The sequence below is a fragment of the Selenomonadales bacterium 4137-cl genome (genome assembly GCA_032334055.1).
Lineage (GTDB): Bacteria > Bacillota > Negativicutes > Sporomusales > UBA7701 > Anaeroselena > Anaeroselena agilis.
This window is the reverse complement of record JAUOZS010000001.1, coordinates 3346659-3363073: the sequence shown is the minus strand read 5'-3', so window position 1 is coordinate 3363073 and position 16415 is coordinate 3346659. Positions and strand designations below refer to the sequence as shown.

General features: G+C 60.7%; 17 protein-coding genes and 2 tRNA genes. 13 read left to right on the top strand and 6 right to left on the bottom strand.

Translation table 11 applies throughout. The features are described 5' to 3' along the window. Window positions 1-82: 82 nt before the first annotated feature. The 4 genes from Q4T40_17595 (at window position 83) to Q4T40_17580 (ending at window position 4438) form a co-directional block, all read left to right on the top strand. Window positions 83-1555 carry an NAD(P)/FAD-dependent oxidoreductase gene (locus tag Q4T40_17595; GenBank protein ID MDT8903052.1) on the top strand — a complete coding sequence of 491 codons (1473 nt, stop codon included), beginning with the start codon at window positions 83-85 and terminating at the stop codon, window positions 1553-1555. Next, the gene (locus Q4T40_17590) at window positions 1552-2838 is read left to right on the top strand and encodes an FAD-dependent oxidoreductase (GenBank protein MDT8903051.1); all 1287 of its coding nucleotides are present in this window, start codon (window positions 1552-1554) and stop codon (window positions 2836-2838) included. Before Q4T40_17595 ends, Q4T40_17590 begins: the two co-directional genes overlap by 4 nt. Continuing rightward, complete coding sequence (locus Q4T40_17585; GenBank protein ID MDT8903050.1) at window positions 2831-3235, top strand: DUF1667 domain-containing protein; 405 nt, start codon at window positions 2831-2833, stop codon at window positions 3233-3235. The genes Q4T40_17590 and Q4T40_17585 overlap by 8 nt, the downstream gene beginning before the upstream one ends. A gap of 186 nt (window positions 3236-3421) precedes the next feature. Further along, the gene (locus Q4T40_17580) at window positions 3422-4438 is read left to right on the top strand and encodes an acyltransferase family protein (protein MDT8903049.1); all 1017 of its coding nucleotides are present in this window, start codon (window positions 3422-3424) and stop codon (window positions 4436-4438) included. A gap of 82 nt (window positions 4439-4520) precedes the next feature. Here Q4T40_17580 and Q4T40_17575 read toward each other — a convergent pair whose 3' ends face one another. Beyond that, window positions 4521-4781, bottom strand: coding sequence for a DUF1450 domain-containing protein (locus tag Q4T40_17575; protein ID MDT8903048.1), 261 nt, complete (start codon window positions 4779-4781; stop codon window positions 4521-4523). 125 nt (window positions 4782-4906) lie between these two features. Between Q4T40_17575 and Q4T40_17570 the strand changes: the two genes are divergently transcribed. Beyond that, the gene (locus tag Q4T40_17570) at window positions 4907-6310 is read left to right on the top strand and encodes an FMN-binding glutamate synthase family protein (protein MDT8903047.1); all 1404 of its coding nucleotides are present in this window, start codon (window positions 4907-4909) and stop codon (window positions 6308-6310) included. Window positions 6311-6377: 67 nt separating this feature from the next. On the opposite strand, the gene Q4T40_17565 is transcribed toward Q4T40_17570, so the two are convergent. Further along, on the bottom strand, window positions 6378-7328 hold the full coding sequence (locus Q4T40_17565) for a magnesium transporter CorA family protein (GenBank protein MDT8903046.1): 951 nt from the start codon (window positions 7326-7328) through the stop codon (window positions 6378-6380). 327 nt (window positions 7329-7655) lie between these two features. On the opposite strand from Q4T40_17565, the gene Q4T40_17560 reads away from it, so the two are divergent. The 8 genes from Q4T40_17560 to Q4T40_17525 all read left to right on the top strand — a co-directional run bounded on the left by Q4T40_17560 (window position 7656) and on the right by Q4T40_17525 (window position 13366). Beyond that, window positions 7656-7744, top strand: a tRNA-Ser gene (locus Q4T40_17560). Between the two features lie 44 nt (window positions 7745-7788). Then, window positions 7789-7879, top strand: a tRNA-Ser gene (locus tag Q4T40_17555). 225 nt (window positions 7880-8104) lie between these two features. Next, entirely contained in the window at window positions 8105-8764 is a 660-nt protein-coding gene (locus Q4T40_17550) for a helix-turn-helix domain-containing protein (protein ID MDT8903045.1), read from the top strand. Between the two features lie 53 nt (window positions 8765-8817). Next, entirely contained in the window at window positions 8818-9471 is a 654-nt protein-coding gene (locus tag Q4T40_17545) for a nucleoside recognition domain-containing protein (GenBank protein ID MDT8903044.1), read from the top strand. 5 nt (window positions 9472-9476) lie between these two features. Beyond that, window positions 9477-9929, top strand: coding sequence for a YjiG family protein (locus tag Q4T40_17540; GenBank protein ID MDT8903043.1), 453 nt, complete (start codon window positions 9477-9479; stop codon window positions 9927-9929). 28 nt (window positions 9930-9957) lie between these two features. Then, complete coding sequence (locus Q4T40_17535; GenBank protein ID MDT8903042.1) at window positions 9958-11064, top strand: amidohydrolase; 1107 nt, start codon at window positions 9958-9960, stop codon at window positions 11062-11064. A gap of 206 nt (window positions 11065-11270) precedes the next feature. Then, entirely contained in the window at window positions 11271-12779 is a 1509-nt protein-coding gene (locus Q4T40_17530) for an L-serine ammonia-lyase (protein MDT8903041.1), read from the top strand. Between the two features lie 89 nt (window positions 12780-12868). Continuing rightward, entirely contained in the window at window positions 12869-13366 is a 498-nt protein-coding gene (locus Q4T40_17525; GenBank protein MDT8903040.1) for an OstA-like protein, read from the top strand. 56 nt (window positions 13367-13422) lie between these two features. Here the strand turns inward: Q4T40_17525 and Q4T40_17520 are convergent, their stop codons facing one another. From Q4T40_17520 to Q4T40_17505, 4 genes are all read right to left on the bottom strand, one after another. Continuing rightward, the gene (locus tag Q4T40_17520; GenBank protein ID MDT8903039.1) at window positions 13423-14226 is read right to left on the bottom strand and encodes a penicillin-binding transpeptidase domain-containing protein; all 804 of its coding nucleotides are present in this window, start codon (window positions 14224-14226) and stop codon (window positions 13423-13425) included. Between the two features lie 128 nt (window positions 14227-14354). After that, window positions 14355-15053, bottom strand: coding sequence for an FHA domain-containing protein (locus Q4T40_17515; GenBank protein MDT8903038.1), 699 nt, complete (start codon window positions 15051-15053; stop codon window positions 14355-14357). Window positions 15054-15058: 5 nt separating this feature from the next. Then, window positions 15059-15472 (bottom strand): 8-oxo-dGTP diphosphatase MutT, encoded by a 414-nt coding sequence (mutT, locus tag Q4T40_17510; protein ID MDT8903037.1) that lies wholly within the window; start codon window positions 15470-15472, stop codon window positions 15059-15061. A 62-nt stretch (window positions 15473-15534) separates the two neighbouring features. Next, complete coding sequence (locus Q4T40_17505; protein ID MDT8903036.1) at window positions 15535-16284, bottom strand: HD domain-containing protein; 750 nt, start codon at window positions 16282-16284, stop codon at window positions 15535-15537. Between the last annotated feature and the right edge of the window lie 131 nt (window positions 16285-16415).

Below are 16415 nucleotides of genomic sequence, written 5' to 3'. Positions count from 1 at the left end.
GTCTCTCGGGAATGGGAAACCAACCCGGGGGGCCATCTCCGCTTTTTTCCGGGAATAGGGCAAACAGTTAAGAGGTGATAACTTGCCAAGCAATGATAGAACGGACGTAATCATCGTCGGCGGGGGGATCGTCGGCGCGGCTATCGCCAGGGAACTGGCGAAATACGACCTAAACGTCCTCTTGCTGGAAAGACATCCCGACCTCGCAATGGAAACGACCAAAGCCAACAGCGCCATCCTGCACGCCGGCTTCGACGCTTCACCGGGAAGCTTAAAAGCGCTTCTCAATGTTCGCGGCAATGAATTGTTCCGCCAACTGCAGGCTGATCTGGGCCTGGAGCTAAAGCTTACGGGCTCGCTGGTGGTGGCGACCAGTGCCGCGGAAATGGACGCCATCGGCGAGCTATACAGTCGCGGCGGGGAAAACGGCGTCCCTGGCCTTAAGATACTGTCTCGCGAACAGGTCCTCGACATCGAACCGAACCTCACGGAGCAGACCCTGGGGGCTTTGCACGCGCCCACCGCGGGGATAATTTCGCCTTTCGGCGCCGCGCTGGCGTTTGCGGAAAATGCCGCCCTGAACGGCGTAAAGATCATCAGGGAATGCCCGGTGACGGCCATCGCCGTGACAGATGGCAGAATCGCCGGGGTGCACACGCCGCATGGCTTTATCGCTGCCAGGTTCGTCGTCAACGCCGCCGGGGTCGGGGCCGACACGGTCAGCCGTCTGGCGGGCGACGACAGCTTCCGCATTAAGCCCCGCAAAGGCGAATACCTGCTGTTCGACAAGAAGGCGAGCTGCCTGGTGAAAACCGTCGTTTTCCCGACACCTACGAAGGTTTCCAAAGGAATACTCGTTTCACCGACCGTCCATGGCAATATGTTTGTCGGCCCGAACGCACTGGACTGCCGGGACGCCGATGACGTGGACACTTCCGCCGCCGGTCTGGCGGAAATCGTCGCCGGCGCCGAAAAACTGGTGCCCGGCATTCCGGTAGGAGCGTCGATTACCCAGTTTGCCGGCTTGCGGGCCGTCGCCGACGGCGGTGACTTTATCATCGGGCCATCGCCGGCGGTCGGCGGGCTTGTCCATGCCGCCGGCATCCAGTCGCCTGGCCTTACGGCCGCCCCGGCCATCGCCGAAAGGGTCGCCGCCGTATTGCGAGACCTTGGATTGGAAATGAAGCCCAACCGCCGGTTCAACCCGGTCAACCCGCCGCGGGTGCTTTTCAGCGAGCTTGACGCCGCCGCCCGGCAGGCGCTTATCCGGGAAAACCCGCTGTATGGCAGGGTTATCTGCCGCTGCGAGACGATCACGGAGGGAGAGATTGTCGCGGCTATCCACAGCGTATGCGGCGCTCGCACGGTGGATGGCGTAAAACGCCGCACCCGGGCCGGCATGGGACGTTGCCAGGGCGGCTTCTGCGGGCCGCGGGTGACCGCCATTCTCGCCCGGGAGCTGAGCCTCCCCGTAACGGCGGTACGCAAGGATACCGTCGGCTCGTACCTATTCTTCGATAAGATCCCCAGGCTTTGTGAGGTGGATAGTCGATGATTGAACAGGCGTATGATGTAGTAGTCGTCGGCGGCGGACCGGCCGGCCTTGCCGCAGCGGTGAGCGCCAGCGACAACGGAGCGCTGCGGGTGCTGGTCATCGAACGGGACAGGGAGCTCGGCGGCATATTGCAGCAGTGCATCCACAACGGCTTTGGGCTGCACCGCTTTCAGCAGGAACTGACCGGGCCGGGCTACGCAGGACGGTATATCCGGATGGTCGGGGAACGGCCCAACATCGCCGTCCTGCTGGACACGATGGTGCTGTCGGTGGCGGGCGACAAAACGATTTTGGCTGTCAACCCCCGGGATGGCCTGCTGAAAATTACCGCCGCCGCCGTAGTATTCGCCATGGGGTGCCGCGAGCGGACCCGGGGCGCCATCCGCATACCCGGCAGCCGCCCGGCCGGAGTTTTCACCGCCGGGGCGGCTCAGCGGATGGTCAACATGGAAGGCTATCTGCCCGGCAAAAAGATCGTCATTTTAGGCTCGGGCGATATCGGCCTGATAATGGCCAGACGACTGTCGCTGGAAGGCTGCGACGTCAAGGCGGTGCTGGAAATCATGCCTTACAGCAACGGCCTGACCCGTAACGTCGTCCAGTGCCTCGAAGACTTCGGCATTCCCCTGCATCTGTCACACACGGTTGTTGGCGTGCACGGGAAAGACCGCGTCACCGGCATAACCTGCGCCAAAGTGGATGACGCCCTGCGGCCGGTGCCGGGCAGCGAGTTCGACCTGGAATGCGACTGCCTGCTGCTGTCGGTGGGGCTCATTCCGGAAAACGAGTTGTCCGGTGATCTGGGGATCGAAATGGATGGCCTGACCGGCGGCCCGGTGGTCGACCAGCTGCGCCAGACCAGCTTGCCCGGTTTTTTCGCCGCCGGCAATGTCGTGCATGTGCATGACCTGGTTGACTTCGTATCCGAGGAAGGCGAAACAGCCGGCAAATATGCCGCCCGCCACGCGTGCGGTCTGTCCTCCTCGGTCGGCCGCCTGGCCCGGATAATGGCGTCCGACGGCGTACGGACAGCCGTGCCGCAGGTCGTGAGGCTTGACGACGTCCGGACCGCCCCCGTCCGCCTGTATATGCGGGTCGCCAGACCCGAACGCCGGGTTACGCTCCGCCTGTTAAGCAACAGTGAGTTGCTGCTGGAACGGGTGCTGCCGGTGGCCAAACCGGGAGAAATGGTGGTGGCCGACATTCCGGCCGATAAGCTCCGGGCAATCGGCGACGTCGTCACGGTCGTTCTCCGGCGGCAAGGTGGTGAACAGGGTGAATAAACAGGAAGAAAAGCGGCGGATAAGCTGCATCGTCTGCCCGCTTAGCTGCGTAGGCGAGGTAAGCATTGCCGACGGAAAGATAACCGGGATGGCGGGTTTTTCATGCCCCCGCGGGCAGGACTACGCTCGCGAGGAAGTGACGGCGCCGAAAAGGACGTTGACAAGCACCGTCAGGATAAGCGGCGGACGGCTGCCGCTATTGCCCGTAGTTTCCCGCCAGCCGTTGCCCAAGGACAAAATAATGGCCTGCGCCGGCTGCCTGTCGACCGTTGCCGTATCAGCGCCGGTCAGGGAGGGGGATGTCATCGTCGCCGACATTCTCGGACTGGGCGTAGATGTGGTGGCCAGCCGCGACATGACCGCGCGGGAGGAACCTCCCGGAGGCATGATGGGCTGAAGCGGCTGCCGGTTGAAAACGCCGCTGCGGGAAATAGTCGCGAGAAAGGCTGATCAGCCATGGACGCGTTTCCTCAGACCGTAAAAAGGATATACTTCCTCGACAACCTGCGGGCCTTCATTGTTCTCCTGGTGGTAGTGTTCCACGTCGCCATGGGCTACACCACCTGGAATCTCGACTGGTGGTATGTGGAACGATATTCGCAAGAGCGGGTTTTTCGACTTGTTCATTCTCGCGACCGACGTGTTCATCATGCCGGTCATGTTTCTGATCGCCGGCTATTTCGCGCTTCCGGCCCTGCTCACGAAGGGAACGGGGGGATTCTGGCGGGATAAACTGTGGCGCATCGTTCTGCCCTGGGTGTTCGGCGTGCTGGTAATCGCCCCCGCGGTCGCCTACAGCGCCGTCTTCAGTCGCACTAGTGCGCCGCCCGGCTATGTCTCGTTCTGGATCAACGACTTTTTCGGAAGGTATTATCAGCAGGCTCATTACTGGTTTCTGGGAATACTGGCGCTGTTTTTCGCGCTGTTGATTGTCGCGTACAGGCTTACGCCCGCATACTTCGCGCGGCGGCCAGCGGTTAATAACCCCCCGGTCCGCTTTTTTCCGCTTTTTGCCTTGCTGTCGGCGGCGCCCTTCTTTTTCGCCAACCTGTTCTTTTGGTCTGACGCCTGGGTGAACTGCAAATACCTGTTCATGATTCAGCCGGTGAGGATTGGCCTGTATTTCTGCTACTTCGGCCTTGGGGTATATGCGTGGAAAAACGCCTGGTTCGACGGCGACGGCTACAGGCCGAGCCTGCTTTACTGGGGACCCGCGGCCGCCTTGATGCTGGTCGTGTTTCTGGCTTACCGCGTGGCCTTTACCCTGACGGCCGACATCCCCGTGATGTTCAAAGCCGGTCATGCGCTCGTCTACGCCAACTTCTGCCTTTCCGCCGCGATGGCCCTGATCGCCTTGTTCGCCAGGGCCGCCGGCAGCGACGCCAGCCTGTGGCGTGGGCTGGCCGCCAATTCGTATGCAATTTACTATGTCCATCAGTGCATAGTAATCCCTTTGGCCTATATGGTGCGGAAACTGCCGGTGAATATCTGGCTCAAATATTTTTCCGTAGCCGCTTGTGCGGTTGTCTTATGTTATTTCGTCGCCAAATATTGTATTAACCCCTTTTTCATCACTGGAAAAAGAACCGCCGGACTATAAAAATGGATGCCTTGGCGAACGGCCAGACCCCGGACTAAACAGTCCGGGGTCTTGTCGTGGCGGGAAAATGCGGGCCGGTTTGCTACTTTCTGACGTTCGGGGCGGCTACCTCCCGCTCGCCGATGATGTTTTTGGCACGCTCAAACAGCACATGGGTGGTGTCGCCGCTGACGAGCTGGTCGTTGGCAAGAGCGATCGGCATTTCGGCGCACTGGCCGCAATGGCCGAGACAAGGCTCGGTGGATATATCGACATTGGTAAACTCGGTTTTGGCCTTATCGGCCACCTTCGCCATGCTTTCGTGAATGTTGAGATTGGTTTCGCAGAATTTAAGTGTGTTCATGCATGCACCTCGCATCGTTTTTCTCACGTTTATTGTGGCCGGCGGTCCCCGATTTATGCAAGGCGCCGGTTAAAACCGCCCTATGGCGTCAACACTATTGGCAGGAAAAGCGGGAGGTGCCGACGATGCTGATGAGCATGCTGATGATGAAGATGCTGGACCCGATGTTTGACGAGGCGACGGTGAAGATGCTGACAGAAGACTACAAGGACAACCCCTTCCTGCTGGCGACAGTGGCCGAGAAACTCACCCCGCGGGGGATAATCGAGGCCGGCATCCGCGCTGAGCTGGGCACGACGATCAGCAGGCCGCTCGGCAGCCCGGTTGTGTTGTCGCCATGGAACAAGCTTCTGCTGAATCCCTGTCAGCTTTTCAAGCTGCCCACGACAAACACGCTCGAAATAACCACCGGAACGGTGATCGGACCGCGGGCCGCCAAGCCGCTGCGGCTCGACATCCCCATCCTCATCACCGGCATGTCGTACGGCGGTTCCCTCAGCCTGCAGATGAAAATGGCCCTGGCCAAGGGAGCGTCGCTCGCCGGGACGGCCACGAACACGGGCGAGTCGGCGGTGACCGACGAGGAGCGGGACAGCGCCAAATACCTTATCGGCCAGTACAACCGCGGCGGGTGGCTGAGCGGCCCCGAGCAGCTTGGCCGTCTCGACGCCATCGAGATCCAGCTCGGCCAGGGGGCCTGGGGCGGAGCGGTGGAGGAACCCATCCGCCACGACGGAATCGGCGAGCACCTAAGACGCGCCTGGCGGCTTGAAAAAGGCCAGGATACGGCCGTAAACGCACGCATGCCAGGCAAGGAGAGCACGCGGGACATCATCAAGATGGTCAACACGATGAAAGAACAGTACGATGTACCGGTGGGGGTGAAAATCGCCGGCAGCGATTATATCGAATACGAACTGGCGGTCATCGCCCAGACCCGGGCCGACTACATCGTCATCGACGGCGCGGAGGGCGGCACGTCGGCGGCCCCGCCCACGCTGGAGGACGACATGGGCCTGCCCACCTTCCACTCCTTGGTGCGGACGGTCGACTGGCTGGTCGAGAACGGGCTGCGCGATCAGTTCACCCTCATCATCGCCGGCGGCCTGGTCACGCCGGGCCATTTCCTCAAGGCGCTGGCCCTGGGCGCCGACGCCGTCTACATCGGTACCATCGCGCTGATGGCCGCTCTGCAGAGCCAGGTGGTCAAGGTGTTGCCGCAGGCGCCGCCGGCGCAGCTCGCCCTCTATGACGGCAAGATGAACGACAAGGTCGACATCGAAAAAGCGGCGCGGCATCTGGCCAATTTCCTCGATTCCTGCACCGCCGAGATGAAGCTGGCCGTGCAGGCGGCCGGCAAAAACGCCTTCAGCGAACTGGACCGAGGCGACCTTGTGACCGTCGATAGGGAGCTGGCCGAATTCGCCGGTATCCGCTACGCCGGCAGCCACCGCCGCCCAGGTGAGCAGAATGACTACCGGGGATGGGAAGAGCGCGACCGGGCCGGCGAGCAGCCCTGGCAGCAATAACCGGAATCAGACAGGGAAAAACGACGACAGCCTCCGGCGAATATTCGCCGGAGGCTGTCGGTATCAATCACAGCAGGCCGCGTCGCCACAGTCCGTAGGCGCTGATAACGGCGGCGGCCACGGCGATGAGGACGACGGCCAGGAAGCCGTTCTCACCGCTGAAGGGAAGGCCATCGACGTTCATCCCCCAGAAGCTGGCGACCATCGTCGGAATCGCCAGCAGGATGGTAACGGCGGCAAGGAATTTAAGGACCAGGTTGAGATTGTTGGAAATGATGGACGTGAAGGCCCCCATCATGCCGCTGAGGACATGGCTGTACATCTCAACCATCTCGATGGCCTGCTTGTTCTCGATAATCACATCTTCCAGCAGATCCTCATCCTCTTCGTACAGGGCAATCAGATGCTGGAGTTCTTTGTTGGAGCGCAGGCGGAGCAACCGTTCGAGCACGATGCCGTTGGAGCGTAACGAGGCGGTAAAGTAGGTCAGGCCCTTCTGCAGCTCAAGGAGCTGGAATATCTCCTGGTTTTTCACCGATTGGCGGAGATCGCGCTCGATCTCGTCGGTGCGGCGGTTGATCTGTTTGAGATACTTAAGATACAGCAGCGCCGATTTATAAAGAATCTGGAAAAGGAAGCGCGTTTTCTTGTAAGTGGAGAAAGACCGCGGCCCCTCGGCGGCGAATTCCTCCAGCACCTGGTGACTTTCCAGGCAGACAGTGATAAAATGGTCCTTGGTCAGCACGATGCCGAGCGGCAGAGTGTCGTAGCTGTAGCTGTCCCGCAAGGTAGGGACGTTGGTGATGACGAGGATATAGTTGTCCTCGATCTCCACGCGGGAGCGCTCTTCCTCGTCGAGAGCTGCCTTGAGGGCGTCGAGGGGGACGCCGGTAAGATCGGCCACAGCGGTCAGTTCATCGGCATCGGGAGCGGTGAGGCTCAACCAGGCTCCTTTTTCCAGTGATGCCAGGGAAAGTTCGCGGAGCGCCTCGCAGTTGGTCTTGTAAATGCGCAGCATGGATGTTCCCTCCTTCATGCGGGAAACAGCCATCCTATCTTGCGTAACTAAAGGCAAGAAATATGGATATTCCCCTGAATTTTCGCGAAAACGGCGATGATCTGTCGCTACACTGGTCTACATCCATATTTCTCACCCGCCTTTCTTCTGGGAGCCGTATACTTCTAAACTATACCCTCGCGGCGCTGATTAGTCAATACTCCGGCCTGGTTATATTCTTTCCCGCGGCGGCCGCTTTTACCGGCGAAACGTGGCGGCCGAAATTCCCAGCAAGGCTTTATTGACATGGTAAGGGCCTTTTGTTATAATACAATATGTGCCGGACACGGAGGGGTGTCCGAGTGGTTTATGGAGCTGGTCTTGAAAACCAGTGATCCCGCAAGGGACCGTGGGTTCGAATCCCACCCCCTCCGCCACTCGTATCTGGCGGCGGGATCAATATTTTGGCAGCGTTAGCTACGGAGTGGTACTCAAGTGGCTGAAGAGGACGGTTTGCTAAATCGTTAGACGGGTTACACCGTGCGTGGGTTCAAATCCCACCCACTCCGCCACACTTATGAACTGAAGGCTCTCGCCCGGAAACGGGCGGGAGCCTTTTTGTCTGTAAGGGCCCCCTGCGGGAAGGAATGACTGACAGGCACATCTAGCTTCGCGCTGCAAGAAAATATTTGTTTTGTTATCAAAATATTACGATAAAATATTGACAGTAAATTAAATATTTTTGTATATTGGAACTGCATGCCACTCCCTAATTTTCCAAAAGGAGGTGACATTATATGCCGACGCCGCATACCGGGGACGGGAGCTTCACTGCCGTTGTCCGCGGCCTTGCCGCCATGCTCGGCCCCGAATATTGCATCGTGTTGTATTCGGCGGACGGCGAACAGCCGGGGAAGGTGGTCGAAGTTGTCAACGGGCAGCTCGTCGGCCTATCCGCAGCCGACCGCCCCCCCGTCGCCGACCGGGCCGCCATCGGCGACATCCTGCAAAAAGGCGTTGGCTATGTGGCCAACTACCTTTCAAACACCGACACGGGCCGTCGCCTGCGTTCCTGCCTCATGCGGCTCACCACCCCCAACGGGGATTTGGCCGGTTACCTGGCAATCCACTACGACCTAACCAAAGCTGAGCTCCTTAAAGACATGATCGCCCGGCTTACCGACGGCGTTCCCGCCGCCGACCTCCCCGCCGCCGCCGGCCAGCCCTCACGGCTCGACGACCTGATCGGCGAAGGCCTCCGCCGGGCCCGCCAGTATCTCGGCAAACCCCTCGCCTACGCCAGTAAGCTGGAAAAGATTCAGCTTGTCGAAAGGCTCGACCGGGAAGGCTTTTTCCTTCTTAAAGGGTCCATCGAAGCCCTGGCGCAAGACATGGGTAATACCAAGTACACAATCTACTCCTATTTGCGGGAAAACAGGATCCGTGTCGCCGATTGACCCAGTCCGTTCTCACCAAGATTCCGCACACAACATAACAAGGAGGCAGCAAAATGTCCGAAGACCCCAAAAAAAGCTCCATCGTCGAAGATCTCAAGGTACCCTGGTACGGCTACGTGGCCCTAATCCTCGCCATCGTCTTTTTTTCCGGCATCTTCGCCAAGAAGGCCGGCTGGGTTGCCGCTTTCGACTTTAACACCATCAACGGAGCCTTTGGCACAATGAAAGACGCCGCCAAAGCCACCTTCGCCGGACAGGGCGGCTACGGCGCGCGCGCCGGCTTCCTCTTCGCCCTCGGCCTCATCCCGGCCGTCATGCTTGCCCTCGGCGTCGTCGAAGTCATCGACCACCTCGGCGGCCTTAAAGCCGGCCAAAAGCTCCTAACCCCCATCCTTCGCCCCCTTCTCGGCATTCCCGGCATCGCCGGCCTTGCCCTTGTCACCAGTCTGCAGAGCACCGACGCCGGCGCCGGCATGACCAAAATGCTCCGTGAAACCGACTACATAACAGAAAAGGAAAAGACCGTATTCTGCGCTTTCCAGTTCTCCGCCGGCGGTACGGTCACCAACTACCTCTCCAGCGGCGCCGCCCTTTTCCCCTTCCTCACCGTTCCCATCATCCTGCCCCTCGTCGTTATTTTCGTCATGAAGATATTCGGCGCCAACGTTATGCGACTCTATCTGCAGCGCTTCGCTAAGGAGGACTGATCACCATGCAAACCAAAACCATCGTAGACGTATTCGTCGACGGCGCGCGCAAAGGCTGGAACGTAGGCATAAGCAGCATACTCCCCAACGTCCTCATGGCCTTCGCCCTCATCCAGATCCTCAAGGTCACCGGCCTCCTCACCATACTCGGCAAGGTATTCGGCCCCGTCATGGCCCTTTTCGGCCTTCCCGGCGAAGCCGTCACCGTCCTTATGGGCGCCTGGCTTTCCATGGGAGGCGGCATTGGCGTCGCCGCCTCGCTCTACACCGGCAAAATCCTCTCCGCGACCCACGTCACCATCCTCCTTCCCGCCATCATCCTCATGGGCGCCCAGATCCAGTACATGGGCCGCCTCCTCGGCACCGCCGGCGTTCAAACCCGCTACTACCCCATGCTCTTCGGCATCTCGGTCATGAACGCCGTCATCGCCATGCTCATTATGCGGTTCGTAGCCTGATCCATAAACCCGAACAGGAGGATTTCCAATGGACATAACCACCCGGGTAAAAGAAATATTCCAGACCCTCCACGCCATCCCCGAGGTTGGCTTCAATGAGCACAAAACCGCCGCCTACCTCGCCGCCGAACTCGGCAAAGCCGGCTACCAGATCCGCACCGGCATCGGCGGCACCGGCATCACCGGCGTTCTTGACAGCGGCGTCCCCGGCCCCGTCATCGGCCTCAGGGCGGATATGGACGCTCTCGCCCACACCGTCGACGGCGTGGAAAAATGCGTCCACTCCTGCGGCCACGACGCCCACTGCGCCATGGTCCTCGCCGCCGCCGAAGTCCTCGCCGAGAAGCCGCCCGCCAAAGGCAAACTTAAGATTGTTTTCCAGCCCGCCGAAGAAAAACTGGATGGCGCTCTTTCCATGATTAAGTCCGGCGCCGTCGACGACCTCGAAATCCTTTTCGGCATCCACCTGCGTCCCATCCAGGAAGCCAAATCAGGCCAGGCCACCCCGGCCCTGTATCACGGCGCCTCATACATCGCCACCGCCGCCATCAAAGGCGCACCGGCCCACGGCGCCCGGCCCCACCTCGGCATTAACGCCATTGACGCCGCCACGGCTGTGGTCGGCGCCATCAACGCCATCCACCTCAACCCCGCCGACTCCTGGTCGGTCAAAACCACCAAACTCCATGCCGGCGGCCCCACCCTCAACGCCATTCCCGACCTCGCCGAAATGGCCTTCGACCTTCGGGCCCAAAGCAACGCCGCCATGGACGCGCTGCTCGCCAAACTTCCCCAAACCATCGAAAATGCCGCCGCCGCCATCGGCGCCACCGCCGACGTCCAGATCAGAGGCGGCGTCCCGGCCGCCGAATACGACGCCGGTCTTACCGCCATCGCCGGCGAGGCCATCCGCGCCGTCCTTGGCGAAGCCGGCCTCCTCGCCCCCATTATCACTCCCGGTGGCGAAGACTTCCACTACTTCACCCAAAAGATCCCCGGCCTCAGGAGCGCCTACATCGGCCTCGGCTGCAATCTCACCCCGGGCCTTCATCATCCCGACATGACCTTCGACACAGACGCGCTTCCCCAAGGAGTGGCGATACTGTTGGAAGCCGTGAGACGCGCAAGCTCCTAACCAAGTACCGGTTACGGTGTTGTCAGCAACACAGCCCGACCAGCAAAAGGCCATCGGCAGAAGTGCCGATGGCCTTTTGCTGGTCTATCGGGAAGTACGACCGTTCCGACAGGCATAGATGAATTAGGCTTCGTCCGTGCCAGAGGAGGAAAATGTCGGAACATCGCGAAAGAAAAAATGATTGACGCAAATAGGAGCTGATTTCCATGGAACGGCGCGACTTTCTAAAGCTTGCCCTGATGTCGGCCCTGGCCGGCGGGGTGGCGGTCGACATTCACCCCGCCGGGGCCAGGGGGATACCGGCCGCGGCCCTCCCCGGCTTTTCTCCCGAAAAGTCTTATAAGGGTCCGCCCACCGGGGTTATCGGCACGACGCTGACCGAGCTGTTCAAAATAGGCCCGGGCCCGTCCAGTTCCCACACGGTTGCCCCGCTCAGGATCGCCAACAACTTTCTCGCGGTGCTTGAAGGCCTGCCGGAGGACGCCCTCCGCCGCGGCGCCCGGATCGAAGCCCGCCTGTACGGCAGCCTGAGCGCCACCGGCAAGGGTCACCGCACCGACCGCGCCATTCTCGCCGGCCTCATGGGGCAGAAGCCTGAGACGTGTGACACTCGACTGATGGATGAACTGCAGGACCCGGCGCGTAAGTACGTCATCGCCATTCGGGGCGTGGGCTTTGAGCTTAGCGGCGCGACCATCGTCTGGGACAGACACCGGCACGAGTTTCCGTACGCCAACACCGTTGTGATGCGATTGCTTGCGGCCGACGGTGCCGTTGTCTGCGAACGGGAGTACTATTCCACCGGCGGCGGCTTCTTTGCCTGGAAGGGCCAGCCGGCCGAAGACCGAGGCGCGCCGCTTTACCCATACGGGAGCATGACGCGGGTCAGGGAAATCGTGCGGGAGAGCGGCAAAAGTCTCGACGAAATCATGGTCGCCAACGAGATGGCCATCCGTGGGGTCGGCGAGCGGGAGATAAACGCCCATCTCGATCAGGTGCTGGAAACGATGGAAAAGGGGGTGCGCCTCGGACTCAGCGAGGAGGGCCTGCTGCCGGCGCCGTTCGAGTTTTATCGCAAGGCGAAGCTGATCTACGAACGGTCGTTGAAGGCGGAGGCCGACCAGCGCTTCATGGGCCTGCTAAGCAGCTACGCCCTGGCCGTCTCCGAAGGCAACGCCGCCGGGCGGCTTGCCGTGACCGCGCCGACGCTCGGCTCCGCGGGAACGATGCCGGCGATTGTCTATTATATGCGCAACCATCTCAAGCTTCCCCGCGACGCAATGCGCCGGGGGCTGCTGGCCGGCGGGCTGATAGGCTTCCTGTGCAAGAATAACGCCAGTGTCGCCGGAGCGGAGGTGGGCTGTCAGGGAGAGATCGGCGTCGCTTCGGCGATGGCGGCAGCAATGTTGGCCCATGCCACCGGGTCTCCCTTCGAAGTCACCGAAATTGCGGCCACCATCGCTCTGGAACACCATCTGGGCATGACCTGCGACCCGGTCGGCGGCTACGTTCTGCTGCCCTGCATCGAGCGGAACGCCTTCGGGGCGGTCAAGGCATACAACGCCTGGCTGATTGCCAAAAGCGAACTCGTTGCCCGACACTGGGAAGACCTCGACCGGGTCATCGCCGCCATGCTGGAAACGGGCAGGGCTATGGCGCCTGAGTTCCGGGAAACGGGGCAGGGCGGCCTCGCCACCGCTATGGTAAGTTGCTAAGAAATTTTCCAAATGATTCCTAGAGGGATACATGGGCAAAGCAGGGAACTTACAAGCGAAAACAGTGATTCTGGCAAAAAGGAGAACCCATGAGAAACATACTTATCCTGTTCCTGGCCGTTGCGGTCCTGGCCTTCGGCTTCGCCGCCACCGCCCACGCCGCCAAACCGGTCATAAAAGCCGACAACACCTCGTTCGATTTCGCCCAGGGCATGTATATCCTGAAAGGCAACGTCACCGTCGAAACCAACAACCGCGTAATAACCGCCGGCGAGGCCAAGGTCAAGGTGCTGACGCTCGAGGTCTGGGGCGAGGGCGGCATCACCCTCAAACAGGACGACACCTACTTCACTGGCGATAGCGTGTACGTAAACGGGCCCCAGAACAGCGCCACGATAAAGGGCGGCGTCACCTTTAAGCGGGGCGGCGTCTACATAACCGCCGACGCGGCCGACTTCAACTGGCAGACTAAACAGGGCATTTTCCGCGACAATGTCAAAATCGACGACAACGGCCGGCAGATAGAGACCGATTGGCTGTCATACAACGTCGCGACAAACACGTACACGATGGAGCGACAGCAATAGGAAATAAAGACTTCCGGGGCAACCCGGAAGTCTTTATTCTGTTGGTGCCGGGCTGTCTATGGCAGGATGGCGAAATCCTTCAGAACGGCCTCGGCTATTCTTCGCGCCGCGCCGCCGCTCGCGCCGTCGGGGGCCTCGATATTGACGGCGAAGATATAGCGGTTGCCATCCCGCTCCACGCAGCCGACAAACCAGCCCAGCAGCCACCGGCCATTTTCGAAGCCTGACCCGGTTTTCCCCATAAATGGCGTCTTCCCGTCGGCGGACAAGGTGATGTTCTTCCTTACCACCGCCACATTTCGCGGGGCAAACGGCAGCTCGCCGGAATACAGTCTGCGGAGCATCTCGACCTGTTCCATGGCCGAAATCCTGAGCGACGACCGCAGCCAGAAGGTCGTCAGGCCGCCGGAGATATCCCGGTTGCCGTAGCCGATGGCGTCAAGGTGCTCCTGCATCCTCTGCTCGCCGATCCGCGCCGCCAGCTTCTGGTAATACCAGACCACTGAGTTCCGGGTGGCCGACGCCAGCGTTTGATCGTGGTTCCAGCTCTCGATGGAGTGGCGCGTGCCGTCCCACTTGACGAGGGTCTGTTCGTCTTCGGCGGCCAGCACCCCTGTTTCCAGGCCGATGAGGGAATTGTAAATCTTGAAGGTCGAGCACGGCGACAGCCGCTTGCGGCTTTGCGGCTCGTTGTAGACGACATACCTGTCGCCCGCCTGGTCGTAAATGACCATCGTCCCGGTATAACCCCGGAAGTATTTCCCCAGGTCGTCGCGAACTTCGACCGCCGGCGAAGCCTCGGCGGCCGCTGTCGCGTAGGCGAGCAGCAGCGCACACAAAAACCACAGTATCTTTTTCATCTTTTTCCCCCTTGTCGCGTTCTGCCTCTATTCTACGCGGCGGCGACCGGGGAAAAAATAGCCGCAGGCTTACAGTTTCCTTACAGAACAAAAAAAGGGCGCTGTCGCTCCCAAGGAGCCGGCGCCTGTCAGACCGTCAAAATAATGCCCTGCCCGCGGCGGGTCTTCAGAACATCACCGCAAGCGCCGAGTTTCCGCCGCAGCCGGTATACGAGGAGGCTAAGCTCGTCGGGTCCCACGTCGGGTATCCCGTTCCGAAGGGCGCGCTCGCCCCACACCGCCGGCCAGATGACCGCGTAGGGTACCAGCTCGTTGCGGTGTTCGTACAGAAGCTCCAGCAGGCGCCACTCCTTGACCGACAGCGGCACCTCCGCCTGGGCGACGATTAAGGCCTTCCGGGTCGTATCGACGACGACTTGCTCCCGCCGGGGCGGACCGTTAACCGGCCGGGTATCGCCAAAGGTCAGGGTTTGTTCGGCTTCTTCGGCGAGCGAGAAACGGAGCAGCACCACATTAGCCGCCAGGCCTACCCTGTCTCCGGAGGTCAGGACCGACGGGCCCTGGGTTAATGGGCGGCCGTTTACCGTCGTGCCGTGGCGGCTGCCCAAATCGCGGACCGTCCACCGGCCGTCGCGCAGCTCGAGGCAGCAATGGCGGCGGGATACGAGAAGGCTGGCGAACGCAAGGTCGGGACAAAACGACGCGGTGCTCCGGCCGAGGATTACTCTGTCAGGCTCCAGAGGGAAGCAGGCTCCCCGCTCGTGGGGGTCGCCTCTTTCCACCATCAACCTCGCGAAGGGCGGGTTTAAGCCCCCTGGGAGATACATGGAGATCACTTCTCCGTAGCTGCGGTTGTTCCGGGGAACTCGCGCATCAGCTTTGCGGCAATCGGCACGTCGGCGGGGGCAAAATCGTACCCGCCCAGCTCGGACGCAGCCACCCAGCGGTACTCCTCATGCTCGACCGGGCGGATATCGCCGCCGGTCCAGCGGCAGAAGTAGGCAAAGACGAGTATTTCGCCGCCGGGGAAGGTATGGAGACTCTCGGTGAAAAATTCGCCGACGCGGACGTCGATGGCGAATTCTTCCGCCATTTCCCGTCTCAGGCAGTCCTCAGGGCTTTCCCCGGGCTCGATCTTGCCGCCGGGAAATTCCCAGCGGTGGGCGAACCTCCCTTCGGGGCCCCGCTTGGCGATGAAGATGGCGTTGTCTTTAACGATAATTGCGGCGGTTACTTTGATAAGCATGGCGCCCCCTTTCGGCACGGCAAATTGTATGCTTATTTCGCCCTTCGGCGGAGAATTCCTTTCTAACGGCGACCTTCACGGGTATCAAGCCTGGCGAGGAAGACATCGATCTTTTCCCTTATGGCCGGCATGGCCGCCGACGGCGGCAGGGAGGCGAGCAGCCGGTCGATGTAGCCGCGCGCGGCGATCTCCCGCCCCGTCCAGGCGAAGTTGATATCGAACAGCCAACTGAGCATCACCAGCTTGCGGTCGTCGGCCGTCCTGATGTCTTCGTAATACAGCAGTTTGCCGGCCAGGAAATCCTCTTCAAGCTTCGGCGAGCAACCCGTCGCAGGCGGGGCGGGTGGCAGTACCCGGCAGATGTCGAGCTTATCGGTGTCGCGGATCATCTTGCCGTGGAGGGTGAGGCGCGGGTCCGGATTGTCGGGCAGGGCGGCCGCATTATGCCAGCGGACGGCGAAGGCGAGCGCCTCCCAATCGCGGGGGCTGAGGCGGTCGGGGATGCCGGCGGCAGTCATTTCTTCCACCCCAAGAAGGCCATGGTCGACCGAATCGGCGTCGCGGAATGTGCGGTAGACGGTTACTTGCCTGAAACGGCCGACATCGTGGCACAGGCCGACGGCTTCCGCCAGCCGGGTCTCGGCGGCGTCAAGGCCGAGGCTGCCCGCCAGGTTGCGGCTCAGCCCGGCGACGAGGAAGCTGTGTTCTTCCTTCTGGAGGACTTTCGGCTGTATTTCGGGGTCATCGCAGTAAAAAGTTTTCACATAGGCTGAAAACCAACGATAAAGGTTGTCGAGCACGGCGGTTTCCAAGGCGGGTCTCTCCTTCGGGCGATGTTTTTCCGCAACCAGAATATCACTTTTGCCGCGCTGGGGCAAGGCGAGTGATAACACAAAAATAGGACCGGAGGCCTAGAAAATGCATACCAAAGTTGGCAGGATTA